The following is a 26,538-nucleotide window of genomic DNA, read 5'->3' as shown; positions in this document are numbered from 1 at the left end:
CCACACTTAATACGGCAGTGAACGATAGTAAATAAGGATTACATGCAGCTTGTTTTTTAAGAAAACAAAGAAAAAGACATCATACAAAAAGACAGGAGAAAGCTTTTGAAGTATTTTAACGCCAAATTTACCGCGGAAGAAAAAGCGGCAGAGCAGCTGGAATGTTTTACTGAACGTTTATTTCAGCAACTGAAGGAGTGACAATCATGAAAACAAAAAAGGAACCAAAAGTTATTCTGGAACCAGCAAAGGAATCTGATCTGCCAGAATTCCAAAAAAAATTACAAGAAGCCTTTGCGATCGCCGTAATTGAAACGTTCGGTGATTGCGAAGATGGACCGATTCCATCGGACAATGATGTTCAGGAATCTTTCGACGCTCCCGGAGCAGTCGTTTATCATATTCTTCGGGATGGTAAGAAGGTAGGTGGTGCAGTAGTACGTATCAACAGCGAAACACATCATAATTCGCTAGATTTATTCTATGTATCTCCAGAACATCACAGCCAGGGGATTGGTCTTTCTGCTTGGAAAGCCATAGAAGCACAGTATCCGGATACTGTGCTTTGGGAAACCGTGACACCTTATTTCGAAAAGCGAAATATCAACTTCTATGTGAATAAGTGCGGATTCCATATCGTAGAGTTCTACAATGAACATCACTCTGATCCGCATATGCATCGCAATGGACGCGAAGATGACAAGCCCCTGCCGGATGATGACTTTTTCAGATTTGTAAAGATTATGAAAAAAAAGCACTAAACAATTGAACACTGCGAGATGCCGCAGAAAGTTGCCGGTATCTTTTTTATAGATATTTGTTTGGATCGAAAAAATTCTAAAAATATATTGTGGAAAGCCCTTCTCGTTATGAGAGGGCTTTAATTCGGTCTGAAAATGAGATGGAGAATAAAAATAAACAAAGAAATAATTGATTAGGTGATGAACGATTTATACGAATTTTACAGAAATACTCCAACGGAGAACTTAATGAAGAACAAATCACTTCTCTATTGTGGGATGCTGCCGAAAATAAATCACTTCACAACAGAGAAACTGAAAGCGGTATAAAAAAACAGCTCCGTTAAAATGGCCGGAACTGTCTTTGAATTTTGGTTTTTCAGTTATCACCATCCGTTAGTTTAATTAAAATTCAGATAATCCAAGACACGATCAACTCTTTCATTGACTGAGTAATCTCCTTCAATTTTCAGCAATGGACAAGATAAATCCGCCATCCAATGTTCGTGTAAAGCTTTGCTTCGAACTTCCATTCCGGCATTATCATATAAAGAAGCCCACTCTAAAAATGTTTTTGATTGTTCATATTTACTGCCGCCGGCTAACACTTCGTTTCCATAACGCTGAAATTCCCTATGCCTTAATCTCTCAAGCCGTATATCTTGCGGAATCCATAAGAAGATGACAAGGTCAAAATAACTTTTTAGATCATCGCCCCAGCCGCACACTGCGCCAGAAAGAATCCATTTCTCATTTATTGTCAAGTCTTTTTCAAGCAACTTTCTTCTTTCAGGAATTTCTCTTTTCTTAGTGAATTTATCTGTCCAATAGTAATCATCGGTATCAAGATGCGTATGAGGCAAATGCTTTGATAATGCAACACCCAATGTTGAAGTTCCGACTCCGGAGGCTCCCAGTATGTGAATATTATTCATAGTTCCCTCTCCTTATGAAGCAACGAAACTCCCTGTCCGCTGCCCAAGGTTCTTACTATTATTTTTTCATAAATCCCCAAAAACCTTTACTTTGCCAGGGAAATCCAAATGCGTGTTAAAACCATACTGCTTACGAACATCATGGTCATTTTCAAAAAGAATGATTAACTTTCTCCCCGGCCTATTTTAATATCCTCATACACTTTCTCAAAAGTCTCGATTGGCAGTGAAAACTTGGTTGTTTTCTCGTTACGATAATTGATCATGATCTCAATTTGATTATTTTTTTGTTCAAACTCAATAAGTGCATTCTCCCATTTATCTCTGATTGAAATGATACAATTTCCATTTTTCTTTTCCTTTTTCTTATAAATGTAATTCACTTTAACTCCCCTTTCATTGATCGACAAAAGGTTTCGGAATAAGGAAGCTCCTCAAAAAAAGGATCAAAACTTTTATCAAGTTTGATCCTTTTCCCTTTTTAGTCATTTCTTTGCGAACGTTTATAGACATTCATGGTTAACAGCCAGCTCATAACGATGATTCCTGCAAAAAGAATGAGCATATTACTGTACAAATAAGCGGAATGATCAGCGTTAACAGGCAGCAGCCTTTGATCCAGCAAGCGGGTCGATAATAAACCGCCTGCAATCGAGATACCCGTTCCCTCTGATAAAAAGCTCGTAAAATTAAGCAGACTCATTCCGGCGCCGGCTTCCTTTTGTTTCAAACTGCCAGACACAATTGTAGATATAACCGTTTTTGTGAAGGAGAGCCCCCCAAAAACAAAAACGATGATAACGGTCATGAGCCATGGTGTCGCATCTATAAAAAAGGCAGCGATTAAAAAGCTGAAAGACATCAATGCAATCCCAATGGTCAGCACATATAAAGAACCTTTCCGATCAACAAGCCATCCTCCAATGTAACCGAAGATGATGACGCTCATCGTTCCGGGAAACATAATCCCGCTTCCAATTGCCGCAGTACTTAAATGGTGAACATCTTTCATCATATAAGGAACCATAGACACAAATCCTGCAGCAGTGCCGAATATCAGGCCTCCGCAAAGGACGCCCATCATAAACAAGACATTTTTCCCCAGTGCAGGGTCAACAAAGGGATCTTGAGTTTTCCTAATATGTTTCACAAATATCAGGAAAGCTAGAATACTGATGATCAGAAAAGACATTCTATATGACGTTGTAAACAGTTGTAAACAGCAGAAAAAATACGATGCCTGCAGATATTAATATAATTCCCGCCATATCAAAGCGCCCGCTGATTCTTTCTTCCTTTTCCAGCAGTTTCATCAAGAATGGAACGGTGATAACTGTTGCTGTCGGAATAAGCAGCAAATATGACCAGTGAATATAATGAGCGATCATTCCGCCAATAGCTGGTCCGGCGCCTTCCCCCATTGCCACCAGCGACCCGATCAGACCAAATGCTTTACCCCTGTTTTCTTTCGGAATATAGCGTACTACTGCAACCATCACAAGGGCCGGGAATGCGGCTGCACCAGCCCCTTGAATAAATCGGGCCAGAATGAGTACAGGAAAGAAAGAGTGTCCGACAAATCCAATGATCGACCCGAAGCCATTTACCATAATTCCAAATAGGAGCAGCTTTTTGATGCCCAGCTGATCTGATAACTTCCCATACAGAGCAGTTCCGATGGAAAAGGTTAACATAAAGGCCGTGTTCACCCAGTTTGCACTCGCCGGCAGTTTATGAAAATCGTTGGCGATATCAGGTAACGAGACGTTCAAAACCATTTCATTTAATACGCTGAAAAATGACAGAACACAAAGCCAAATGAACACTTGGTTGTGCCGTAAAGCTGACTGTGAATAAGGCGTATTCACAACTTTCCCTCCATTAATGAGGGCAGACGCAGTTTATAGGGCCATTGATACTCTTCCCTCTTTTAATTGTACCCTGTTCATTTTTTTGCACTTCATCCATAACTCCCCCTGCATTGATTGATATACCTTATTATATACAGATTAAGGTATATAACAATATGGCTCGTGTGCGGAAAAAGAAAATTCCTCAATGCGATTTTGAATACATTAGAACATACACCCGCTATATGAGCAAGATGATGAAACATCAAATACTGTTATATTTTTATATTAAAACACCTTAAAACACCTCAGAACACTACTCACCCTTACTCTGACAAGGGATAAAGGCACTTGTTACACACGATACTGCATCCGTTCAGGATTTGTAATATTCTTTAGGTTATTGTTATACGCTAATAATTATATCATCATAGTTCAAAACCCAATCACTTTAATAAAGTTAACCAAAAGCTCTCAATAAATGATTTTATCTTATGATTTAAAAAGGCGCCTTTATTAATGATCATGCATGTTCACTCACAACTCTTCACTAATTCCCAAAATCACTTCAACTTCTTTAATATGATCTAATTCATAGAACATAAAAAACTCAGCTTCTAACCGATTTGGACATTTCATTAAAATCTCTAAACGGTCAGAAAAATGAACACAAGAGATTATTCTCCAATTCATAGCTCTCATCTTCCGCAATTGCTTATAATCCTCTTGAAATTTTTCCTCTCGTTTTAATTTCTTTTCGTATATTTCATCTATTAAATTAAAGTTTTTATTTGTGTTGGAAACATTAATTCTTCTTATGAAAAGAGCAATAAAAACACATAACAAAATACCTAAAGCAATATAAACATAAGTATCAATTATATGTTCAGAAATATTATCGAAATCCTTTTGCAACTCATTGGAATTCTCTAGTGGTTTCAAATCATTAATATTGTATTTTTTGAAAAGTAAACCTAATCCATAGTTAAAATATGAATTAAAATAAGAGTTCAAAAATAAAAATACTGGCACAATCGTTATTGTAATAATTGAAGCTTTTGTGGAAAAGTTGGCAGCTCTTTCGTATTTATCTTTGGCATAAAGTCGAAGATCTGCAACTTGACTAAGATTTAATTTTTCAATTTCCTTTCTAAGTTTGGAAACATTCGTTGCTAATTTCAACTTAACTTTTGGATCTTCCAAATGTCTAATAATATGCATATAACCTTCTTGACTGAATAAATTTACTTCAACAATACAAGTGAACTCCGAACGAGTAATTCAAAAGTTCAAAAAACATCGTTTCAACTCTATCTTACTATGGCATCTAACCCCTATAATCAGTGAAGAGGTAAGTTTTATATCTCATGTTCGTTGTACATCTCTGATGAATAATCTTGAGTATATCGTCAGCAGCTTCCATTATAATTTTCTGTACGAGATAATTTTACTACCTCCACTTCCTTCTTCAATTGCTATTTGAATAATTAAGCTCTCAAACTCTGGAAAGTCGCCTTCAATTGGATAGGATTTAATTACAACCAAATAATTGTCTCCTCTCTATTAAAGACTACACTGTTAACTTTCAATTAATCCTTTCAAAAATTATTTCCAATTCCTAATTACCAAATTTTTAGCATCTATCCCATTTGAATTATTCTGCATCTGTTTCCCCCTTTTTTGATCTGCACTTTAAAAGCAGTTCTTCCAGATAAAGATTTCACCTTAATTAAAAAAGACGAGGATTTCTCCCCGCCTGAATTGCAATCTTTATTCGCCTAACATTTCGAGAAATTCAGCAAAATTATTTGCCACCGGATAAGTTACAGGAGCAAACTCTCCTGATTCTTCATGACTCCATACACACACTGCAGGTTCGTTCCTATTTGATCTATAATCCAAACAAACAAAATCACCTGCAAAGAGAACGGCGATTGGCAAAATCTCAACTCCAATTAAATCCTCATCTTCAATTATTCTCTCATCTAACTGTGACATGGTAGCCCCTATATCGTACCACTCGAGTTCATTTTCCCCAGTGACTTTTAAAATACATAGAAACCTATCAATAGCATAGTTATGCCCATTACATAAAAATTGGCTTTCTAAAGGTATTCCTCCACTATTTTGTTTAATAAAGGTTTTATAACTTTGAGGTAAGGTTATTCTCCATTTTCTTTCTTTTTCATCCAGCAGCTCGTCTGTTGGAAGTGGATTTATAATTGAATTTTCCTTCATATTCATAAGTCGTTACCTCCAAAATTTTTATCTTGGTGCATCTGCCCACATCCCTTTCGTTCTGCCTCCATTATGTATTGTAACATTATGAATGCCAAACGGGACTAACTCCATTATCCCAGGAAATTCAGTGTGATGCCAAGTCATGCCATCTCTGTGACCACCAATTGCTTTATCTAAATAATCAAATTGCACCTTATCAGAAGCATGCCACAATTCTTTTGGCAACGGAATTGTCTTTTCTACAACTCCAGCACCTTTGAAATCAGCAAACCCAAATGGCATCCCCTCTACTTTTGTTACTTTTATATTTGGGATTAACTGATTTGTAAGTGCTTTTTCTTTTATCAATTTCTTCTGCTTTCCTGTTAAATTTTCTCCACCTAAGATTGTATCATCCCACGACCATGGTTTATTAGAGTTTACTGTTTCTTTATATAATTGTGCATAGTCGTCTACTACATCATTAAAATGTTTATTTCCACTAATAAATTCTTCAATATTTTTTGTGTCTACTTTTTTCGCTAAGTCAGCTTTTTTAAGTCTATGCGCGGGCTTTTTAGTAACTTTTACACCAGTATTAGCACTTTTAGCCATCATCATCAATTTGTCTTTTAAACCTAAGCCGTCAACCGCATTATAAGGGACCTTTCCTATTCCTGCACCTGCTAACTGATGTTTTGAGGCATAAGGAAGCCACTCTGCTAAAGATATATCTTTAACCGTTTGTCCGGCCTTGGTCACACTAGTTTTTACTGCTACCTTTGTAGTCGCTACTCCTGTTTTGGTTATAGATCCAGCACCTTTTGTTCCAAATATTGAAGTTACAACAGTCCCTACAGCATAGGAAACCCAATGTGCTCTAGAATATGAATCTCCATTTACCATATCTCGCTCATACGAGTCGGATATGGATTTTGCAATCATATTGTATGTATCAACAGGATGGATGACGGCCGTTACAACAGCTTCAATCGTACCTGCTGGATTGACCACCAAATCGTAGATGCCAGTGACAAAATCCTTCCCTACATCGTAAAGCCCAACCCCTACTCCTTTTGTAACGTTCCAGACCTGATTTCCTAATTCCTGTTGTGACTTTGCTTGAAGTAGTTGTCCATAGTAAAGTTTTTGATCAGACGTCAGGTTTTCATAACCGACTTCAGTTGCAATGTCGATATAATCATCTACTGATAAATCCCCTGGCTTGTCCAATTTAGCCTTTAATTCTTTGATTCTGCGTTTCTCTGCTTCTTCCTTTTTAATGCGTAAATATGTTTTCACTTCTGCATCAATATGTTTATGTGCTTTATATACTTCTGATTCATGAAACTTATTCGCATCATAATACATCGGTAGTGCTGATTTTCCTCTTCCTGTAGCAGCCATCAATGCAGAATAGAAAGATTTGATATGCTGCTCAATAGGTTCAGATTTGGCATATTCCATCACTAGTTCATGATCCAATTTATAAACAGCGTCTATTGTTTCTCTTCGGACTTTGTCAGCATCATTAAGTCGATCATTAACTGGCTCACTTGAAAACGGTGTTAAATGAATAATGTCGCTAATACCAGCAAATATTCCGGAAAGCTCCCGCTGTTGTTCGTCAATAATACTACGACTGTTTTTGATTCCCTGTTCTAATTGATTTTCGACAAAATGTTCATCAACAAATGTACCACCGGCAAGCCCCATATCTTCCAGCTTTCCTTCAATACTATTGAAAAAGACGATCTGCATCTCAGTGAAGTTCATATATGTTTCGGTGTACAATGCTAAATCGTTAAAAAAATCTTTAATATTATCTGCGCCTCGGCCAGTGAAATCATCACCCAGATTAGACACATCTTCTAATGATTTCTTTAAATCGGATAGTTCTTCACGAAGTTGTTGATATTCTTTGGAGCGTTGTTGTGAGGATGTAATAAGCGATTGTGCATCAAGGATTTTCATAAAAAGGCTCCTTATGAGTTATTCTGTAGGTTAAGAATATCATAAAAGGGAGAATATTCATTGAACTTTTCACCAAACCTTTAAAATATTTCAATTATATCGTCAACCACATTTCACCTAAAAAGAATTAAAGAAAGTCTTCTCTTAATGAATACAATACTGGCTTTAAAGGAGATACTCTTTTAAAGCCTAGACATTTATTGGACAGTGACTTTTCCATAAAAACAAAAAAATGTCTGCCTAATTTTCAAATTAATCTTTCCTATCCTTATATATCTTTTTTGCACTATTATATTCTCTTTTTTTCTTATTATATTAAAATGTTTTATGTTGGAGACGTGGTCATGATTGAAGGACTTGATTCATTTCAAGTCATCCTCTATATCTTAGTGAAGCTCAAATTGCATAAGATTAATAAAAATTTAAAAAGGCGAAGTTATCCTCGCCAATTGAATAGTCATTTTGATTAATTTTTAGGAATTTCCCTCGGCAATTTATCTGCATATTTAGGGTTGTCAGTCCATCCACTGCTTATATTTCGTTCTTTACATGTAAGATAAGCTTCTTCTCCAATCAACAATCTGGTTTTCTCTAAGTTTTCATGCGAGACATTTGATTTGATACCGTCATGAGGAATCCATTTATAAAAATAAACTTTATTTTCTTCTTCAACTATTTTTCGATAGGGAGCAATATCAGCTGGGACAACACGATTCTCATTTGATATATTATGAGGAACACGATCATTAACTAAATTAAGAAAAGCATTAGTGCTGAATTTGTTATTATCATCTTTTTTTATCCCTAATATCTCACATAATCGATAATACTTTTCTTTTTCTATGTAAGAGTTAATATTATATCCCTCTTTCACTTCAAATTCCAAATAAAAATTTACTCCTCTAGCTGCCAAAATCAATTTAAATGGAGACTTATCGATAAGGAATATACACTTGAAATGAGCTGATTTAAATCGAATATCAAATTTAGATCGATCAATATTTTTTCTTGTCATATCTTTACATAAAAAATTCAGATTTTTTAACTGCACACCTCTACACCCTTCTAATTTATTGTATGAATGAAGAGAGCAATTCAAAATGGGCCCTAAAAAAATAATCAGATGTTTACTAACTAGTGGTAGTCGACACTTAGTTGAAGGAAGAGAAAAAAACTTCTCAACATTTAATTACTTATTGTTATAGAAGATTCTTTTAAGCCATTTAAGGATTAATTAACCCCTTTTTCAGTATCATCCTCTCTTGATATTAACTTAATCATCTTTTTTTCCCTTAAATCGAATGGGTAAAGAGAATTTTTATTCTCTTTTAGAATCTTTTTTATTTCTGCGGGAATGGTATTAATATGTTTATATTCTGATATTTCAAACATCACAGAATGCCCCTTTGAATGTACAACATCAACATTGAAACAGACTATTTTCTTATCACATTTGAAGTATAATTCATCTTTGCCGTATTTGTCTTCTTTTAGTTTTTTAATAAAACCTTCCAGGTTGGAATTCTCAGAAGCAGTTCCAACGTATTCAGCACTTAAATAATTATCACTTGGTTGCAATATGAGGACTGTACTTTCATTCCCTATAACTTTTCTAAAAATTAAACTTGTATTAAAAAACTTTACACTTTCATTTATTGATACATTAATTATATTTTTATCAACAGAAAATTTCAGTATAAGATTATTTAACTTCTCAATAATTTCATGCATTTCAATATTCTTAAATTTGTTCAAAGTACTTGTAAAATTACCTAGTGTAAATTGATTTGAATTAAATTGTTTAAAATTATTAAATTTATTAAATGCAATTGGTATTAAATAAAATAAAGCCATCATTGTTAAAGTGATACTACTGATAATTAAAACATTCCCTATGCCCTTATATTTAGTCACTAAGTTAATTAGAACAATTCCCCATGGAATGAGCATAATCCATAAAATAAATTTAAAAAAAATCAATGTCTTTTTATAATTTTTACTATTTTTATAAAGATTCTGCAGTTTATTAATTTTTTGAATTACGTCTTTAACATTGTTATCAAAATTGTCATTAATTATTATATAATTTATTTCACTCCATAAAGTCTCCGCCCCGAAAACAATTTTTTCATTAAAAATTGTTATAATAATAACAAGAAGAGCTAATGTTGTAGCAATGATAGATGTAATACTTATTAAATAAGTAACCACTTCTGCATCAAGAGTAAAAAGGTTTTTAAAGAACACCACGATTTCACATATTGACATTATTTAATTCAACCATTTCTATAATTTTTTTAAATAATTTTTTCAGACAGTTTATTTCAAAATTCGAATTTGATGAAAAAGTGACTAGACCATTTGTGTAGACTTTACCACTTATCAAGTTACTGCAAAGAAATGTAAAGGTCAAACCGAATATTTCATCAACCTCATTAATATATAGATCCCCATAAGAACAGATGTGTTTTTTAACAGGAATCGGTAATAGTAGAATATTCAATTTGACGCTACGGTTAATTTCACTCAAAACTGTATCAAGTATCTGTGCTTGACTAGGATTATCCGTAAAAAGTATATAGTAATCCCCCAGAATCATAAATTTTATAATGTTCATTTTTCCGTATTTATAAGAAATAGACCAATGCAGTTCTCCCAATAACATATTGGAATTTGGCCATCTTATAGAATAGAATCTTGACTCTTTCATAAAAGAAAAATTATTTTTTTTACACTGTTCATTCAATGCACTTACAGAGACGATTATTACTGCCTCAGATACAAACATATTATCTTACCTTTCAAAGGTTATTCTATTGACCACTTATCCCTAAAATAAGTAATGATAATATTTTTTATCTCAGGATCATAACTTTCAGTATCAAAAGACTTTATCAGATCTGATTTTATTTCACTTAGTTGCACTACTGACTCATCCTCTTGGTAATCTTCGAGTGGAGTTAAAACCTTTTCTATACACTTTGCCCCTTCAACCTTTAACTCATCTCTATTTTCCGTTAACCTTATTATCTCTTCAAAGAGAGTTATAGCAAAATCTCTATTATGTATATTAGTGTATTCTGTGTCACTAAAAGTTATGTTGAAAATACTTTTAAAATCTATCTCTACTTGAACTTTAGCTCCGTTTATCTCATTTATAACCTTCATGAAATCAAATCGAAAGCTTATTATTTTGTCCATATTATAAATTCTTTTAATAGCATCTCTATCATTAAAAATGCGGTTTCCGTACATTTTGATGCCCTTAATATACTCAGCATTACTATTACTTAATTTTACCCTATCCACTCCATTTAAAGTGAATTCGAGCCTCGGTAAAGATTTGTATAATAGATAAAATGTTAATAAAGTGACATTGTCAAATACATCATGCTTTCTTCCTTTAGTTTTTTGCAAAATGTAAATGTGTTTAAATCTTATTAAAGAGAAATTATTTGTTATAAATTCTGTGAATTTATCGAAGATTCTTCTATAAATATTACCTGTCCCTATACATAATTTTTTTCTAGTTAAGAAAATTACAGAACAACTACCTTGATCTAAAGGAGTCACCCTTTCACCATCTCGATCAATAAAATACTGTTTATATTTTAATTCTATTGTTACTGAGTGATCCTGTTCATCGATTCTGATATCCTCTTTATTAAAATCAAACTCTTGATACTCAAAAGTATTGGTTTCTTCAAACATTTCTGTAAACATATCGTATAAGTTAGATTCCGAATCCACGCCTGAAAAGTTTGAAAAAAAGTATGGCGTCCCCCTTGTATACTTTTCATAAAAGATATCATAACAAATACTTAATACTTCTTCTTCTTGATCTCTATGATCTCTGCAAAACTCAATAATTTTTGTTAAAAGTCTTGTTGAATCCAAATCTCCATTAATTCTAATATTCATTTCATACTCATCATTTAAAAAAATTGCAAGTGAAAGTAACCGCTTTTGATAAGTTGTATCTCTTCTTCTTTCATCAAAGGCTTTTTTAAGTGACTCTATATTCATTGTTCTACCCCTATATCTTCAAACTCTAAAACCGCATTACCTAACCTGATCACTATATCTTTATTTTTAATTCATAAATAACAATCTCTATAACCTTTTATCGACATACGTTACAAATATTTAAATTATATCTAATAAATTCAAAAAAATCAATATTAATCTCAATACTGACCTTTATCAAGAGACGCTTTGTTTAATGAAGGTATTCACACTCTAACTCGAAGATGAAGAGGAAGAATAAGAGACGTTTGATGGCGAAGTTGTTTTAGTTGTGGGAATTACTAGCTTTTCACAAAATATAAAGTCTCCTGCACTCTAAAGAGTTAAGGGTACAGCAAAGCGTAACAAGGTGATGACTTTATCCAAAGGACAGCATTTAACTTTAGAAGATGCTCAGGCTACCGGTCAATCAAAATCTCGTATGGCGCTGATTACAGAAGTGATCTGATAACTCTCATTCTTTGATATATAGTTTTTTCCATCTTTTGCTTCTTCATTTGAAAAAGCAATTGACCTTCACTTCTTCATCAATTATTCTTATAAATGAATCAAAAAGTCCATCTATATTCTTACTACAGAGGTAAACCGTTTATATAACGGTTTCTGCGTCTTCAATAAGAAAAAGAGAGCGTGCACACCACTGCAGCTCCCTTTAATAAAACATTACTGTATACTTAAATGTTATATCACAATTTTGGCGAATAATTTTGTGGTTTTTTGTGATTTTCTTGTTGCAAAAACATCCAAAAAAAATTTTTAGACTTCTTAAAATGCTCTCCATGCCACCTATCCTCATTATCTGCAATATAGTCTAGCGCTTTCAACAAGACTCTAACAACCTCTTGCTTTGTCATCTTCATAAACTTTTTTTCAGCAATTTTTTTATCTCTGCTGGATTTAATCTTCCTGAAGTAGGCATCATCAACTTCAAGTATTCGATTCTTTTTGTCATTTAACCGTTTCTTTTTCCTATACGATATACTGTATTCCTGATAGTAACAATAAAGGTCAGTATTTGTTTTCACAGAGTTTGAATGAATTCCTTTACTTGTTGGATCTAGTTCCTTTGTTCGTTTACTTATACTCTGCCGGGTTACAGGCATTCCCTCTTTAACTAAGGAATCAATCGCTTTTTTTCCTAGTTGAAAGGTACGATCCCACATTTTAGGTTTCTGTTTTAAAATTTACAGTACCAAAAAACCGCAATTTCATTTGCTGTTGAAAAATTGGAATAAAGCATTGTATCGACCGCTCCTATGACAAAGTTATTTTTGGCATAAAAATGACAAGCTGAAACATTAATATCTTGTGTTTCAAGCATAAGACCGCATAAATGATTCTCCTTTGCCCACTCAATCGCTTTATGTAATAAAGCCGTCCCGACACCATTTTTTCTATAATCTTCTGCAACGGCAATGTCTTCAATCAGTGCGTATCCATTCCAATTAGAACGAAGCTTACTCCGGCCGACACAGTCGTTCTCTGCGTAATAAAAAAAGACAACTTTATCCTCTTCTTCAATATAACTGACATCAATGTCTTCATCGTCATATTTTTTGACATAAGGCTCAGCAAATTTCTCCTCTGTATATGTCCAAACATTGTCCTCAAATGAAGGGATGATTCTCCCTGAAACTACGAAAGGTTCGTTTGGTTTATTGAAGTCTTTCATATTGAATCGCGTCATTTTAGTTATCATCATAATCACCTTTCTGCATTTATTGACCTTAATTTACATCTATTGAACTGTTGATTCGTCTGCATGTCATGGATACCGGTTTAATCACTCTAAGACTAAAACAAAAAAGATACCAACATCGATTGGTATCATCTATTCATTCGAGCCCTTACAACAATATCCTATTTCGGAGCTTCCAAACCGAATTTAATCCATTCCTCTTTTGCCGGACCGTAAATACCCGGAACAGGTAAACCTGCTTGTCTCATAAGGACAGTCATTTGTCCTCGATGATGGTTTTGATGTTGAATTAAAAACATCAAAAGTGAACCATTTGGCAATTGCTGACCAATAAAGTTGACACATTCTTGAAGTGTATCGTCAGTCCATTGCGTTTTTAACGCCTGTACAAATGCATTACTGGCTTGATGATAACTCTCAGCAATAAACCGCGCCGATGCAGGAACAGGATAATCTTCGGCCGGAGCGTGAAACGTTAAATCTGTGTTTGAGGTAATGATGTGAATGGCAGCGACAGTATGCCAAGCAATACGGCCTAAAGTCCAATGTTCTGAAGTGATTTCTTGTTTAAGTGATTCATCAGTCAGATGATTCAGCAGTTTTTGTGTCGCATCGGCTTCGAATTCCCAAGATTTCAAAAAATGGTCTAAGGTTTGAAACATAAAAATCCTCCTTATCCTTTTTTATTTTTCTATGTATCTACAGTTCAATTATAGTGCTCCGTTTAGTTAAAAAAGAACAAAATGATAGACAGACATTTTCAACAGAAAGCCCGATCTTACAACAACAGACAAAAATATAAGAACATAACGGATAACTCTATACTTCTTTTTCTTCAATCGACAAAAAAAGGATAGCTGTTCAAACAGGGTTCTTCTGTCTAATATTTTTTCTTTGCGAAAGTCCATATCGTCTTAGTGATTGAACCGGAGACAAAACAGCTCCCCGTCATCATAGCCACCCAAATGAAAAATGTCGGTTCGGCGCCTATTACAATAAACATGAATATCAAGGACAAAATGAAGACAATAACAACCATCATCCATACTTTTTTAAAGATGAAATATCCTAAAATCCCTAACAGAAAAGAAGCTGCCGGAAGAAAAATAAGAATGATATACGCGGGGCTCAACAGCGGGCTAATACAAACACCTCCCAATTTCAAAACGAGGCAGTTCCGACTTTTTGTCTGATATGAAGTGATTTTTTTCATCTTGATATTACACCGCTTCATTCATTTTATACATATTATACCAATACCATCGAGTCAAATATAGATATTTATTCATTTTTAACATATTTTAGAAAAACCAGAAGTGAATTAAAGTCTGAGGATAGCCCGCTTTTTCTATCCCTAGTAAGCCCTGCCGCATTGATTTTAGCCCATCATTGTTTTTGCAGCGCTAATATTCTCAAAATCGTGTGCATGACGCTGCTTTCCTCATTTGATTTGATGACAAAGTGCGCCGCATCTTTTATTTCGTCAATGGCGTTCTTAACCGCAAAGCTGTAGGATGCCGCTTCCATCAATTCTTTGTCATTGCGGCCGTCTCCGAACGCCATTGTTTCATCAGCCGAAACCCCTAATAATCGCTGCAGTTCTTGTACTGTTGTTCCTTTATGTATTCCGATATTTGATATGTCCATCCAGGTATCCTCTGATGCTACGATATATAATTGGTGAAAAAATTCATGCAGCTTTTCTCTCGTTTCCGGACAGTTGGCGTCGGGGTCATGAACCGTAATCTTGATAAAATCGTCTTTTATCTCAGTAAAATCAGTTATTTTCGTTACATGTGCATAAGAGGCATTTACATATTTCATCTCACTTTCAGACAGATTTTCTTTTACGATCGCACCATTTTTTGTGCATGCGATAATGCTATGCCCGCAGCTGATTTTTTCTACAGCGCCTATAATTGACAGTCCCGCTTCATTGCTGATCAAAGATTCATATACGAACTTGCCGTTCTTTTTTATACGTGTGGCACTGTCTCCTAAAATCCAAAAATCGTTCGCATCTTCTCCGAATAAAGCTTCCACCCTTTCACACTGCTTCCCGGTGCAGATGGCGAAAGCGACATGCTGTTCCTCCATTACTCGTTTTGTCTTTTCAAATAACGTTCTGTCAAAATCGCCTTGATTATTTAAAAATGTACCGTCTAAATCCGTAATCACCAATTTAATCATCGTTCAGCACCTCCGCAGTTAAAACGTCTTTTTCAGACAAAGGGTTTTTCACATTTGAGGATGGAATCAATCGCATTTAAGACCCCTTCTTCATTGTTTGATTGCGTGATATGCGCGGCAGCCTGTTTAATGCTTTCATGTGCATTATCCATGGCGACTCCATATTTCACGGCAGACACCATCTCCAAATCATTGCCGCTGTCTCCGAAGGCCGCACACTCTTCATCGCCCATCCCCCATTGTTTCTGGAGGAGCTTAATCCCGCTTGCTTTATGAAGCCCCGGTATGATCAGATCTATGTCACCGTGCCCGCTTGATACAGGCGTGACGAAAGACCCGATGGCGTTTTTTAAACGGCTCAGAAGTGCGGAACAATGTTCGGCGGGAAAGCTGATGGAAAATTTCAAAATGTCATCATCGATGTTTTCAAAATGCGGCACCCTTTTTAACACATAATAATACTTACTGGCATGCAGATATTCATCTTCACCGGCATTTTCATGAATATACGCGCTTTTTTTTCCGCAGGCAATGACGTTTTTCACCTCATACTGCTTTAAAGCACGGATCACTGCTTTTATAGTGTCTTCAGACATCCTGCCCGCGAATAATTCTTCTCCGGCATTCACGACGAAAGCGCCATTCTCGGCAACGAAAGCGATTTCACTTTTGATTTCCGGAAAGAAGGATGTAAGCTGCGCATACTGGTTTCCGCTTGCTACGGCAAATTTAATTCCCCGCGATTTTAATTCACGATACTGATTCATAAAACGCTCTTTGTTATATGCCATTTCATCATTCAAAAACGTTCCGTCCATATCAACCGCTATCAGTTTGATACTCATATTGTCCTCCTTTTTTCGGCCGCTTTTGTCAGAGACCCTTGAAGAGATCATGCATAAAGCGTATGAACGAATTATATCCGCAGTTGTTTTGCGCCGTAAATCATTGGCTGACGTCTTGTTTTGAATGACACAAAAAGTGATTTGTCACATAAATATAACACTATGTTTCTTTTAAAAATGATATGTTACGATTAGATGTACATTCACCATTCTCATAAAAAGGAGAATCCCCCTGCATGTTCACACACGAAATGATTGCTTCATTTAACGAGCTTGAAACTTCTTTATACAACTACATCTCCCAAAACAGCGAGAAAGTCGTCTATATGCGAATCCGTGAATTGGCAAATGAAACCCATGTATCTACGGCTTCTATTTTACGTTTCTGCAAAAAAATAAACTGTGAAGGGTTTTCGGAGTTTAAGGTGAAGCTGAAAATGTATACGGAGGCAAATAAAAAAACGATTTTAAAGAGTCCCCATCATTCCGTTGCCGAGTTTTTTGAAAGAACAGTGAGCGGAGGGATGGAAGAAAAGCTGAAGGAAGCAGCAGCCCTTGCGGCCGATGCAAAAAGCGTTATTTTTATCGGAGTGGGAAGTTCAGGAATTCTCGCCGAATACGGAGCCAGATATTTTTCGTGCTTAGGGAAACTTTCAATGTATATTAAAGATCCTTACTTTCCGGCCCATTCCCATTTCCGTCATAACAGTATCACGATCGCATTATCGGTTTCAGGTGAAGGAGATTCTACGGTGACTCATCTGAATCAGCTGAAACAAGAAGGCAGCCGGGTCATCAGTATTACAAATCATAAACATTCAACCATTGCCAAAATGGCCGATGTGAATATTTCATATTACGTGACGGAAGAATGGGTTGAAAATGCGAATATCACCACCCAAATCCCCGCTATGTACATACTTGAATCAATGGCTCGGGAGATATACAAATTGAGAGAATAAATTCAGGAACGAAAACACTGATACACTGAAATACCGTCCTTTTTGTAAAAATAATGGAAAACCCTTCTCTGATGCTAGAGAAGGGTTTTGAGGATCACAGATGAGACACAATACAATTTGCATGGCCCGCCAGTTTATATTCTCCCAAACCGGAAGGCAGGAGAATATGATCTCCTTTTCTAAAGGGATATTCATGCCCGCCTGCACTCATTATTCCGTCTCCTTCGATCACGCTGACAAGAAGGAAGGGATGATGCTGGAATAGATTTGCTTCACCTTTTACAACCCACTTTTCGACTGAAAAATAAGGACATTCTATTAAAACAGCTGCCAGCAGATCATCTGTTTGTTTATATTGAACGGTCGGCCGTTCACGGACAGATGGAACGTCTATCACTTCTATACTTTTTTCCAAATGGAGCTCGCGCAGCCTGCCGTCCGCATCTTTTCTTCCGTAATCATACAATCTGTAAGTCGTATCTGAATTTTGCTGCGTCTCTAAAATAAGTGTGCCCTTTCCAATCGCGTGAACGGTGCCGCTTGGGACAAAGAAGAAATCTCCCGGCTTTACCTTAACTCTGTTCAGGAGCCCGTCCCATTCTCCGCGCTCAATCATGGATATCAGTTCTTCTTTTGTTGTTGCGTTGTGGCCGAAAATGATCTCCGCATCTTTTCCACAATCAATGATATACCAGCATTCGGTTTTTCCAAGTTCCCCGTTTTCATGCATTTTGGCAAAGTCATCATTCGGATGCACCTGAACGGACAGGTCTTGGTCCGCATCCAAAATTTTTGTAAGAAGAGGAAAACGATCTCCTTCAAGGTTTCCGAATAAATCTCTGTGATGCTCCCACAATTCACCGAGCGTACATCCTTTATACATGCCGTTTCGAACTGTGCTCTGTCCATTTTGATGAGCGGCGAAGGCCCAGCACTCCCCTGTCCGCTCGGACGGAATATTATAGTGAAAATCACGCAGGGCGGCGCCTCCCCAAATCCTTTCTTTGAAAACCGGATTGAAAAATATCGGTTCAGTAGACATGATCATCCCCCGCTTTATTCGATTTCTTCCAGAAGCTTATACGCCTCTTCTTTTGTCTGAACGGAGAGCAGCCTTTCCCGATAGCTGTCATCCATCAGTTTTCGGGATAACATCTGCAATATTTTCAGATGCTGATTTCCGCCGCTTTCCTTCGGTACGGCAATCATAAAAATCAGTTTTGCATCAGAACCATCAAGGCTGTTCCAGTCAACACCCGAACGCCTTATTCCGAATGCGACACCCGGCGTTTTGACGGTTTCAGACTTTCCGTGCGGAATGGCGATATTCATACCTATCGCCGTGGTTCCCTGCTGTTCCCGGCTCAAAATGGCCTGCTTAAATCCGCTGTCAGACAGCAGCATACCTTTACGGGACATTTTCTCGATCATTTCATCGATAATGTCATCCCTCGTTTCGCCGGATAAATGCGGTTCAATCAAGTCCGTACTGATAATGTCAGTCAGTTTTTTGATTTCGGTCATCCCGGCTTTTCGGCTGTCAGCCTGAGATGGTTCCTTTGTTTCTTTTGCCGCTGCAGCTTCATTTGGTGCGGCAGACGGCAGCACCTCGCCGGGCGCGGGGGATTTCGCCATATCTTTCTTCAGTACATTAACCAATAGAGCGGTGACAAGAGAGCCTGCTGTTACAGCGATAAAAAACATCAGTACATGATCTACTGCTCCAAGTACAGCAACGATGGGTCCGCCGTGTGCCACTCTGTCCCCCACATGGCCGATCATCGCTATCACCGAGCCGGTCATAGAACCCGCCATAATACTCGGGATCACACGAAGGGGGTCTTGGGCCGCAAATGGAATGGCTCCTTCCGTGATACCGAAAAGGCCCATCGTAAATGATGCTTTTCCCATTTCTCTTTCTGCGGCGGCGAATTTTCTTTTTCCTAAAAACGTTGCAATCCCAAGCCCTATCGGCGGTATACAAATGGAAACGGCAATCGGGCCCATAATTTCATAATTTCCTTCTCCGATCATTGCCGATCCGAAAAGAAAGGCCACCTTGTTTACGGGTCCTCCCATATCAAAGGAGATCATCGCTCCTAAAATCAATGCCAGAAGAATTGAACTCGAACCTTTCATTCCCGCAAGCCAAACCGTTAATGATGCGAAAATATGAGCGACGGGGGCGCCGATCAGAAAGACAAACGCCAAACCGACGATCAGTGAGGCAAACACCGGAATAATAATGATCGGCATAATCGGCTGTATTGCTTTAGGAACTTTACATTTTTTGATTCCAAGCGCCGCATACCCCGCCAAAAATCCCGCAATGATTCCTCCAAGAAATCCTGCGCCGCTTGCACTGTCGTAAAAGCTGCCGGATGCCGCAATATATCCGCCGATCATTCCGGGGACAAGACCCGGCTTATCAGCGATGCTGAACGCGATGTACCCGGCTAAAATCGGGATCATGAATGAAAAAGAAGCACTGCCGATCTGTTCAATCGTTTTCCAAAAAGACTCGTCCGGAATGACTAACCCCTTTGGTGTTTTTTCTCCTCCAAGCGTCAATGCAACCGCTATCAATAATCCGCCGACGACAATGAAAGGAACCATAAAAGAAACGCCGTTCATTAAATGACGGTAAATCGGGTTTTGTTTTTTGCCCTGCTGACTTGCGGATTCAGCTTTTGAAGCAGATTGATAGACCGGCACTTCACCGCTAAGCGCTTTTTGAATTAATTCTTCCGGTTTGCGGATGCCTTCCTGAACCCCGACAGCCAGCAGCTTTTTTCCCGCGAATCGGTCTTTGTTCACCGAGCGGTCCGCCGCGATAATGATTGCGTCCGCTTCCCGGATTTCCTCTTCGGTCAGCCTATTTTCCACCCCGATTCCGCCCTGGGTTTCCACTTTGATCTCAACGCCTAATCTGCCGGCTGCTTTTTGTAAATTTTCAGCAGCCATATACGTATGGGCAATGCCGTTCGGACATGATGTAATCGCTAACAGTTTCATATAAATCCTCCTTTGCAGTCTGAATTTCAAGATCTTGTCTCAACTTTATACTGAAATCAGCCTGTGATAAGCGCGTTTTTTTACCATAAGTTCCGGAAATAACTGCATTTTTCCCTATAAACAGAAAAAAAGCAGGGAGCCATTCCCTGCTTTTAATAGTTTAAATACGATAAAAACGTCATCACATTTTTTTCTTCCGTCAGTTTTTGAATAAATGCCGGCTGCTCGCTAAGATAGGAAAGCTCACTGAATAATTGCTTTACCTTGTTTTGATCTTCGTGTTTGACGGCAAGCATAAAAACGAGCGACACCTTTTCTGTCCCCCACTCAATCGGCTCTTTTATAGTGGCGATTGCAATGGCTGATTGTTTGATATATTTAGAGTTCGCGTGAGGGATGGCAATACCCGCCCCGATATTTGTCGCCGACATTTTTTCTCTCATTACTGCATGAATGCCATACTCTTTTTCTACATAGCCTTTTTCATACAAAGCCTGCGCCAGCTTTTCAATGACCTGATAACGGTGCTCTGTCTCTTGCTGTAAAAAAACGAGAAACGGAGTCGTGTCGTTCAGCATTTTAAACGTTTTTTGCTCCCGGCGGTGTGATGTATCAAGCTGTTGCATAAATGCGCTGAGCTTCTTTTCATCAGCAGACTCCAAAAGCGGTGATACGACAATATGAGGGATCGTTACATTTCCAAGCCCTATCGTAGAAATGACGAAATCTATATCTTTATGCTTTTTGATATACTCTGTCAGCTCCGCTTTTGCGATACAGTCTTTTACCGTAATGTGATGAAATTTGCGTTCAATTTTAGTCCGCAGCAATTGCGACATGCCAATGCCCATATGGCAGACGATGATCGTCCTTTTAGGGTTATGACTGCTTCGGCGCAGCCGTTCGATCGCTGCCTGAAAATGCAGCGTCAAATAGGCCGCCTCTTCTTCAGGAATATAAAGATCAAATGTTTGATTGATGTCTTCTAAAACGTCAATGATAAGATGAAACAAATAAGGGTACATTTTTTTGATGTCGTGAAGCATGGGGTTTGAAACAGAGAGATCATAACTCAGCCGCTTCAACACCGGATCGAGATGAATGTTCAATCCGTTGATCAGTTCCCGGTCTTTATGAAAATCCAGCATTTGCAGTTCTGAAACACGATTTATCAAATGCCTGACGACTTTGGAGAGCTCAGAATCTTCAAGATCAAGCTTCTTTTCTTGCTGCGATGGATAGCGGACTTTCCCGCCTATTATATGTAAAGTTAAATAGACGGCTTCTTCCTCAGGAAAACGGATGGCAAATACCGGCTCAAGCCGTTTTAAACAAGCCAGTGTCCATTCATATTCTTTCTTCTTTTTTACCGCGTCCAGCTGTCTTGCAGAAATGGCGACCGGCTGTTTCATTTTGATACGGCGGATAGTCAGCAATGTATGCAGCAGCAAACTTTCAAATGTTTCATCCGTAAAATAGATAGAATGTTTTTTTTGTAATAACTTGATTTCTTTTCTCACAAAGTCCGCTTCATAACTTAAAAACTTACTTTTTATAAATTGGCTTGTAAATTCCGCATTATCAATCAAATCTGAAATTCGCGCCAATGCTTTTCTTTTGTTTTTTTCGTCCCCTTCAATCTTTAAGCCGAGCCGCTGTTTAGAAACCAGTATGAGATCAAATCGCTTCAGCCACTCTTCAACCGCACTTACATCCTTTTTAATGGAAGCTCTGTTTACAAAATGCTGTGCGGCAATTTCTTTTGCGGAAACGGGCTTTGAATTCATTAATAAATCATAAGCGATGTGAAGTATTCTTTCTTCATCGGTCTTGTGCCTGCACGTAAAGTGCTCATTATAAATTTGCCGGCTTAACCGTGACCTTTCCTGTTCCGATATATGTAAATAGACGCCTAATCCCGGTTTGCGGATCAGCTGAGCTTGAGCATGTTCATTCAGGAAATCTTCAATCGTTTTCAAATCATTCCTGATCGTTTTTTCAGAACAGCGGACCCTGTCTGCGAAATCTTGCACAACTAAGTAGTCATCAGGTTCAGATAACAACAGATACAAAATCTTTTTCTGCCTTGAATTCATGTATTTCATCTGTTTTTCTATCCTTCCTGTCCGTTTCTGCTGGAGCAATTGTGATAGGTTAAATATACTGCGCATACGAAACCGTTTTCATTTTATAGTGAAACAAAAGAGTAAAAAGTTTTGTTTTTTACCGCAGGTTCCGGAAAAATCATGTTTTATACAGAGACAATTCACCTTTGATTGACGTCAAAACACCAACCGTTTTTAAACGATTGGTGTCGGCAGCGAAAACCTGCTGTTACAGCCAAAATGTTTCGCCAAGCGCTAACGCTTTCAGGTTTTCAGGAGGTAATGCAAGCCGATCCCACTCGCCGTGCAGTCTGCTTAATGCTTCCGGGCCTGTATCATCAGCAAGCCGGAATGCCCCGTAATGCATGGGAATGAAGCTGTCAGCCTTCAGCTCCAAAAACGCTTTCACGGCGTCTTCCGGATTGATATGTGACACTTGCATAAACCATTCCGGTTCGTATGCTCCGATCGGCATCAGAGCCGCCTTAATACGAAACCTCTCTCCGATTTCTTTAAAGCCTTCAAAATAGCCTGTATCTCCTGCAAAATAGATGGACTCGCCGTTTTCGCTTTCTATGACCCAGCCTCCCCAATGAGAGGTATCGGTATCCCAAAGCGTTCTCCGTGTCCAGTGCTGGGCCGGAACAAATGATATGTTCACCCCCCGCATCTCAAAACGATCCCACCAATTCATTTCATGGACCTTTTTGCGGCCTTTTTTGTTGAACAGCTTTTTCAGTCCCGCAGGCACGTAAAAATCCGGGTTTCCTCTCAGTTTTTTTATACTCGGAAAATGAAGATGGTCATAATGCCCGTGTGAGATGAGCACGGCATCAATGTCAGGCAGTTCGCTCAATTCATATCCCGGCTCTGTCAGCCGTTTTTGAAAACCCATCCTCCGCGCCCATACAGGGTCGGTCATTATGTTAAGCCCCTGTATTTGGATCACAAACGAAGAATGGCCGATCCATGTTATGGCGGTTTCCGTCCGATTGACGGCAACATCACGGACATCCCTTGTGACCGCTTTCGGAATATTCTCGCTTAAATCTTTACTTTTTTCTCTTCGTTCTTTCATCCATTTCCACATGTCCCTGAATCCATGTTCATTCTTCACGCCATTCAAGTTTTCATATCTTTTTTTCATTATCATTCTCCCTTGACACGTGTTCCATTAGATTCATCGGACATTTATACAATGTCTGTAAATACCGCCCCGCTTGCTTTGGCCAAATCTTGAGGCGCTGCTTTCAGCTGCATTCCGATTTTCCCCGCACTGACAATCATAAACTCCAGTGTTTCAGCGGATCTATCAATAAAAGTCGGAAACCTTTTTTTCATGCCGATCGGAGAGCAGCCGCCGCGCATATAGCCGGTTACTCCCAAAAGGTCCTTCGTGGCAATCATTTCTATTTTCTTCTCACCTGCCGCCTTCGCAGCTTTTTTCAGATTCAGTTCTTTTGCAACGGGAACGACAAAGACGTAATAACGATCAGTTCCTGCAGATGCCACTAAGGTTTTATAAACATATTCGGCAGCGTATCCGATTTTTTGTGAAACGGAAAGACCGTCTGCGGGCTGTCCCCCTTCTGTTTTGTAACCTAATAGCTCATAGGGAATGTTTTGCTGCTCAATGATACGGACAGCATTTGTTTTCACTGTTTTTTTCGCCATGGTTTTCCTCCGTTTTTGTATTTCTTTCTGCTTTATTTTCAACTTCGATTTTAATAAAATGACCGCTCAGTTGCGTGCTTTGTAATACTCAAGTGCAAACTGTTTAAAACGCTCAGCAGCGGGAGAGAGAGCATGGTTTTTCAGCTGGGCTAACGCTATGGTGCGTTCGCATTGGTAATCTGCAACCGGAAGAAAAACGACCGGAAAGTATGAATGCTCCGCGGTTTTCGGCAGCACTGCAGCCCCCAGACCCGCGGCGGTCAGCCCTAATATGGTTGACACTTCCTCTCCTTCAAATGCGAGATGCGGGTGTATATTCAAATCCCGGCACATCAGATCAAACATATACCTCAGCCCGTATCCCGGTTTAAAACCCACAAAATCCTCGTCCTGCATCTCTTTCATTTGAATGCTTTTATTTCCTGCAAGCGGGTGGTTCTCAGGTAGCACCGCATAAAGAGGCTCTTTCTCCAGCACTGTCCATTGTAAAAGCTCGCTGGGAAGCGGCGGGGAGCTGAGACAGATATCCGCATCTCCCGTTTCCACCATTTTGCGAAGCGTTTCATTTGCGCCTTGATAAAGCCGGAAGGTCACGTTTGGGTATAGCTTTTTAAATTCGGCAATCAGCTGAGGCATTAAGCGCAGCCCGAGCGTATGAAGAAAAGATACAGATATTTCGCCGTGCTCCAGGCTCATATTCTTTTTCACTTGTTCAACGCCTTCATTTAAAGCTCGTCTCGCTTGTTTTGCTTTTATTAAGAACTGCTCTCCGTGCCTTGTCAGCCGGACGGCTTTTGTCTCTCTGTAAAATAACGGCGCGCCTAATTCTTCTTCGAGCCTGATAATCGATCGGCTTAATGCCGGCTGAGAAATCATTCTTTCTTTTGCCGCATTTGTGAAATGCTGATGAGTTGCCGCCGCAATGAAGTTGTCAATTTGATGAAGCTCCATTTTCTCCTTCTCCCCTTCCTTCATAACCTACACGCATTAATTCTATAGTTATTATAAATTAGACACATTGAAATGAAAAGCGTACGATACATATATAACCAACAGTGAGAAAAGAGGGACATTCATGACGTTTATTCAGCCTCATACAAAGGCTTACAGAAAGGCCAGCTTGGCTCTGTTTATCAGCGGCTTTGTGACCTTCGCCACGCTTTACACGACACAGCCGCTTCTGCCTTTGTTTTCGGAAGAGTTTCATATTTCCGCTGCGGCTGCCAGCTTAACTTTATCCATCTCAACAGCCGTTTTGGCATTTTCATTATTGGCCGCCGCTTCGTTGTCTGACGGATTCGGCAGAAAAAAATTAATGGTGCTGTCGTTAACAGCTACTTCTGTTTTAGGTCTATTAACAGCGTTCAGTCCGGCTTTTCCCGCGCTTTTGGCGATGAGAGCGCTGCTCGGTATTTTCCTGGCAGGCGTTCCGGCTGTCGCTATGACATATGTAGGCGAGGAGTTTGATCCGAAGGGCCTCGGGAAAATGATGGGCTTGTATATCAGCGGCACAAGCATCGGGGGAATGAGCGGCAGGCTGTTAACGGGGCTTCTGACCGATGTATTCGGCTGGCGGCCGGCGCTTGCCATCATCGGCATTCTTTCTATTGTATTAAGCTATTTGTTTTGGCGTTTTCTTCCGGCTCCGCGCCATTCATCTCAGCGGCATGCGGGCGTAAAATCGGCATGTAAGGAATACGGAGCGGTCCTGCACCGCAAACGGCTGCTTTTGTTAATATCTCTGGGATTTATATTAATGGGGAGTTTTGTGACATTATATAATTATATCGGCTTTCATTTAATGGCGGCTCCTTATCATTTGTCGCAGACTGTGATCGGTTTTATTTTTATTGTCTATCTCGCGGGAACGTTCAGCTCGGTCTATATGGGAAAAAAAGCAGATCTTTTCGGAAGCGCGAAAATGATTAAGATTGCGATTTTTGTTATGCTTGCCGGCGCAGCGGTGACACTTTTGCCCCAGCTTGCGCTTAAAATCGCGGGGATTGCCGTCTTTACCTTCGGCTTTTTCGGCGCGCATTCGATCGCAAGCGCCTGGGTCGGCCGCGCAGCCGGTGATCATCGTGCGCAAGCCTCTTCATTATATCTGCTTGCATACTATATCGGTTCAAGCGTGGCAGGGTCTTGCGGCGGTTTCTTTTGGACGCATTTTCATTGGATCGGTATCATTTCATTTATTTCGGTTTTGCTATTGCTGTCTTATCCGGTTTTATTTCTGGCGGAATTCAGAAAAAAGGGACATAGCCGCCTGCATGTAAATCAATAAAAACATTAAAGATTTGTGC

The 26,538-nt window shown here is 38.7% G+C and carries 26 protein-coding genes and 1 pseudogene; 3 read left to right on the top strand and 24 right to left on the bottom strand.

Annotated elements, in window-relative coordinates:
* Positions 1-206: 206 nt before the first annotated feature.
* On the top strand, positions 207-761 hold the full coding sequence (locus BZ167_RS16955; protein ID WP_061890732.1) for a GNAT family N-acetyltransferase: 555 nt from the start codon (positions 207-209) through the stop codon (positions 759-761).
* 380 nt (positions 762-1,141) lie between these two features.
* On the opposite strand, the gene BZ167_RS16950 is transcribed toward BZ167_RS16955, so the two are convergent.
* From BZ167_RS16950 to BZ167_RS16870, 18 genes and pseudogenes are all read right to left on the bottom strand, one after another.
* The gene (locus BZ167_RS16950; protein WP_033574157.1) at positions 1,142-1,675 is read right to left on the bottom strand and encodes an ATP-binding protein; all 534 of its coding nucleotides are present in this window, start codon (positions 1,673-1,675) and stop codon (positions 1,142-1,144) included.
* Between the two features lie 164 nt (positions 1,676-1,839).
* A complete protein-coding gene (locus BZ167_RS16945) occupies positions 1,840-2,058 on the bottom strand; it encodes a hypothetical protein (RefSeq protein WP_033574158.1) in 219 nt (72 codons plus the stop codon).
* A 98-nt stretch (positions 2,059-2,156) separates the two neighbouring features.
* Positions 2,157-3,543: pseudogene (tet, locus tag BZ167_RS16940) on the bottom strand (Tet(L)/Tet(K)/Tet(45) family tetracycline efflux MFS transporter).
* 33 nt (positions 3,544-3,576) lie between these two features.
* Positions 3,577-3,639, bottom strand: coding sequence for a tetracycline resistance efflux system leader peptide (locus BZ167_RS20750; RefSeq protein WP_224463275.1), 63 nt, complete (start codon positions 3,637-3,639; stop codon positions 3,577-3,579).
* Between the two features lie 423 nt (positions 3,640-4,062).
* Complete coding sequence (locus BZ167_RS16935) at positions 4,063-4,746, bottom strand: hypothetical protein (protein WP_061860734.1); 684 nt, start codon at positions 4,744-4,746, stop codon at positions 4,063-4,065.
* 201 nt (positions 4,747-4,947) lie between these two features.
* Positions 4,948-5,070, bottom strand: a complete 123-nt coding sequence (locus BZ167_RS20645; protein WP_260654643.1) for a hypothetical protein — start codon at positions 5,068-5,070, stop codon at positions 4,948-4,950.
* Positions 5,071-5,295: 225 nt separating this feature from the next.
* Positions 5,296-5,769 (bottom strand): SMI1/KNR4 family protein, encoded by a 474-nt coding sequence (locus BZ167_RS16930; protein WP_046559892.1) that lies wholly within the window; start codon positions 5,767-5,769, stop codon positions 5,296-5,298.
* Between the two features lie 21 nt (positions 5,770-5,790).
* Positions 5,791-7,719: a T7SS effector LXG polymorphic toxin gene (locus tag BZ167_RS16925; RefSeq protein ID WP_061860735.1), complete on the bottom strand. Its 1,929-nt coding sequence runs from the start codon at positions 7,717-7,719 to the stop codon at positions 5,791-5,793.
* A gap of 466 nt (positions 7,720-8,185) precedes the next feature.
* Positions 8,186-8,770 (bottom strand): DUF6037 family protein, encoded by a 585-nt coding sequence (locus tag BZ167_RS16915; RefSeq protein ID WP_061860737.1) that lies wholly within the window; start codon positions 8,768-8,770, stop codon positions 8,186-8,188.
* Between the two features lie 179 nt (positions 8,771-8,949).
* Positions 8,950-9,987: a hypothetical protein gene (locus tag BZ167_RS16910; RefSeq protein WP_061860738.1), complete on the bottom strand. Its 1,038-nt coding sequence runs from the start codon at positions 9,985-9,987 to the stop codon at positions 8,950-8,952.
* Positions 9,974-10,507, bottom strand: a complete 534-nt coding sequence (locus BZ167_RS16905) for a hypothetical protein (protein ID WP_061860739.1) — start codon at positions 10,505-10,507, stop codon at positions 9,974-9,976. The genes BZ167_RS16910 and BZ167_RS16905 overlap by 14 nt, the downstream gene beginning before the upstream one ends.
* A 20-nt stretch (positions 10,508-10,527) precedes the next feature.
* Entirely contained in the window at positions 10,528-11,745 is a 1,218-nt protein-coding gene (locus BZ167_RS16900; RefSeq protein ID WP_061860740.1) for a hypothetical protein, read from the bottom strand.
* A 686-nt stretch (positions 11,746-12,431) separates the two neighbouring features.
* Complete coding sequence (locus tag BZ167_RS16895; RefSeq protein ID WP_061860741.1) at positions 12,432-12,908, bottom strand: hypothetical protein; 477 nt, start codon at positions 12,906-12,908, stop codon at positions 12,432-12,434.
* A gap of 14 nt (positions 12,909-12,922) precedes the next feature.
* On the bottom strand, positions 12,923-13,444 hold the full coding sequence (gene satA / locus BZ167_RS16890) for a streptothricin N-acetyltransferase SatA (RefSeq protein ID WP_033574159.1): 522 nt from the start codon (positions 13,442-13,444) through the stop codon (positions 12,923-12,925).
* A gap of 161 nt (positions 13,445-13,605) precedes the next feature.
* Positions 13,606-14,106: a DinB family protein gene (locus BZ167_RS16885; protein WP_007408241.1), complete on the bottom strand. Its 501-nt coding sequence runs from the start codon at positions 14,104-14,106 to the stop codon at positions 13,606-13,608.
* A gap of 218 nt (positions 14,107-14,324) precedes the next feature.
* Complete coding sequence (locus tag BZ167_RS16880) at positions 14,325-14,657, bottom strand: DUF2651 family protein (protein WP_077392153.1); 333 nt, start codon at positions 14,655-14,657, stop codon at positions 14,325-14,327.
* A 173-nt stretch (positions 14,658-14,830) separates the two neighbouring features.
* Positions 14,831-15,634: an HAD-IIB family hydrolase gene (locus BZ167_RS16875; protein WP_060674670.1), complete on the bottom strand. Its 804-nt coding sequence runs from the start codon at positions 15,632-15,634 to the stop codon at positions 14,831-14,833.
* 32 nt (positions 15,635-15,666) lie between these two features.
* On the bottom strand, positions 15,667-16,479 hold the full coding sequence (locus BZ167_RS16870) for a Cof-type HAD-IIB family hydrolase (RefSeq protein WP_060674672.1): 813 nt from the start codon (positions 16,477-16,479) through the stop codon (positions 15,667-15,669).
* Positions 16,480-16,715: 236 nt separating this feature from the next.
* On the opposite strand from BZ167_RS16870, the gene BZ167_RS16865 reads away from it, so the two are divergent.
* Positions 16,716-17,441, top strand: a complete 726-nt coding sequence (locus BZ167_RS16865) for a MurR/RpiR family transcriptional regulator (protein WP_060674674.1) — start codon at positions 16,716-16,718, stop codon at positions 17,439-17,441.
* A gap of 94 nt (positions 17,442-17,535) precedes the next feature.
* Here the strand turns inward: BZ167_RS16865 and manA are convergent, their stop codons facing one another.
* From manA to BZ167_RS16835, 6 genes are all read right to left on the bottom strand, one after another.
* Entirely contained in the window at positions 17,536-18,483 is a 948-nt protein-coding gene (manA, locus tag BZ167_RS16860; RefSeq protein WP_061860742.1) for a mannose-6-phosphate isomerase, class I, read from the bottom strand.
* Between the two features lie 14 nt (positions 18,484-18,497).
* Positions 18,498-20,456 carry a fructose-specific PTS transporter subunit EIIC gene (locus tag BZ167_RS16855; protein ID WP_061860743.1) on the bottom strand — a complete coding sequence of 653 codons (1,959 nt, stop codon included), beginning with the start codon at positions 20,454-20,456 and terminating at the stop codon, positions 18,498-18,500.
* 152 nt (positions 20,457-20,608) lie between these two features.
* Positions 20,609-22,561, bottom strand: a complete 1,953-nt coding sequence (locus BZ167_RS16850; RefSeq protein ID WP_061860744.1) for a mannose transport/utilization transcriptional regulator ManR — start codon at positions 22,559-22,561, stop codon at positions 20,609-20,611.
* 229 nt (positions 22,562-22,790) lie between these two features.
* The gene (locus BZ167_RS16845) at positions 22,791-23,708 is read right to left on the bottom strand and encodes an MBL fold metallo-hydrolase (RefSeq protein ID WP_061860745.1); all 918 of its coding nucleotides are present in this window, start codon (positions 23,706-23,708) and stop codon (positions 22,791-22,793) included.
* Between the two features lie 44 nt (positions 23,709-23,752).
* Positions 23,753-24,235: a Cys-tRNA(Pro) deacylase gene (gene ybaK / locus BZ167_RS16840; protein WP_060674684.1), complete on the bottom strand. Its 483-nt coding sequence runs from the start codon at positions 24,233-24,235 to the stop codon at positions 23,753-23,755.
* Between the two features lie 66 nt (positions 24,236-24,301).
* Entirely contained in the window at positions 24,302-25,186 is an 885-nt protein-coding gene (locus BZ167_RS16835; RefSeq protein ID WP_007408231.1) for a LysR family transcriptional regulator, read from the bottom strand.
* Positions 25,187-25,310: 124 nt separating this feature from the next.
* Here BZ167_RS16835 and BZ167_RS16830 point away from each other — a divergent pair, with 124 nt between their 5' ends.
* The gene (locus BZ167_RS16830) at positions 25,311-26,519 is read left to right on the top strand and encodes an MFS transporter (RefSeq protein WP_031378918.1); all 1,209 of its coding nucleotides are present in this window, start codon (positions 25,311-25,313) and stop codon (positions 26,517-26,519) included.
* Positions 26,520-26,538: the final 19 nt, after the last annotated feature.

Source organism: Bacillus sp. 275, from assembly GCF_001999205.1.
Classification (GTDB): domain Bacteria; phylum Bacillota; class Bacilli; order Bacillales; family Bacillaceae; genus Bacillus; species Bacillus velezensis.
This window is presented reverse-complemented; position numbering and strand designations above follow the sequence as displayed.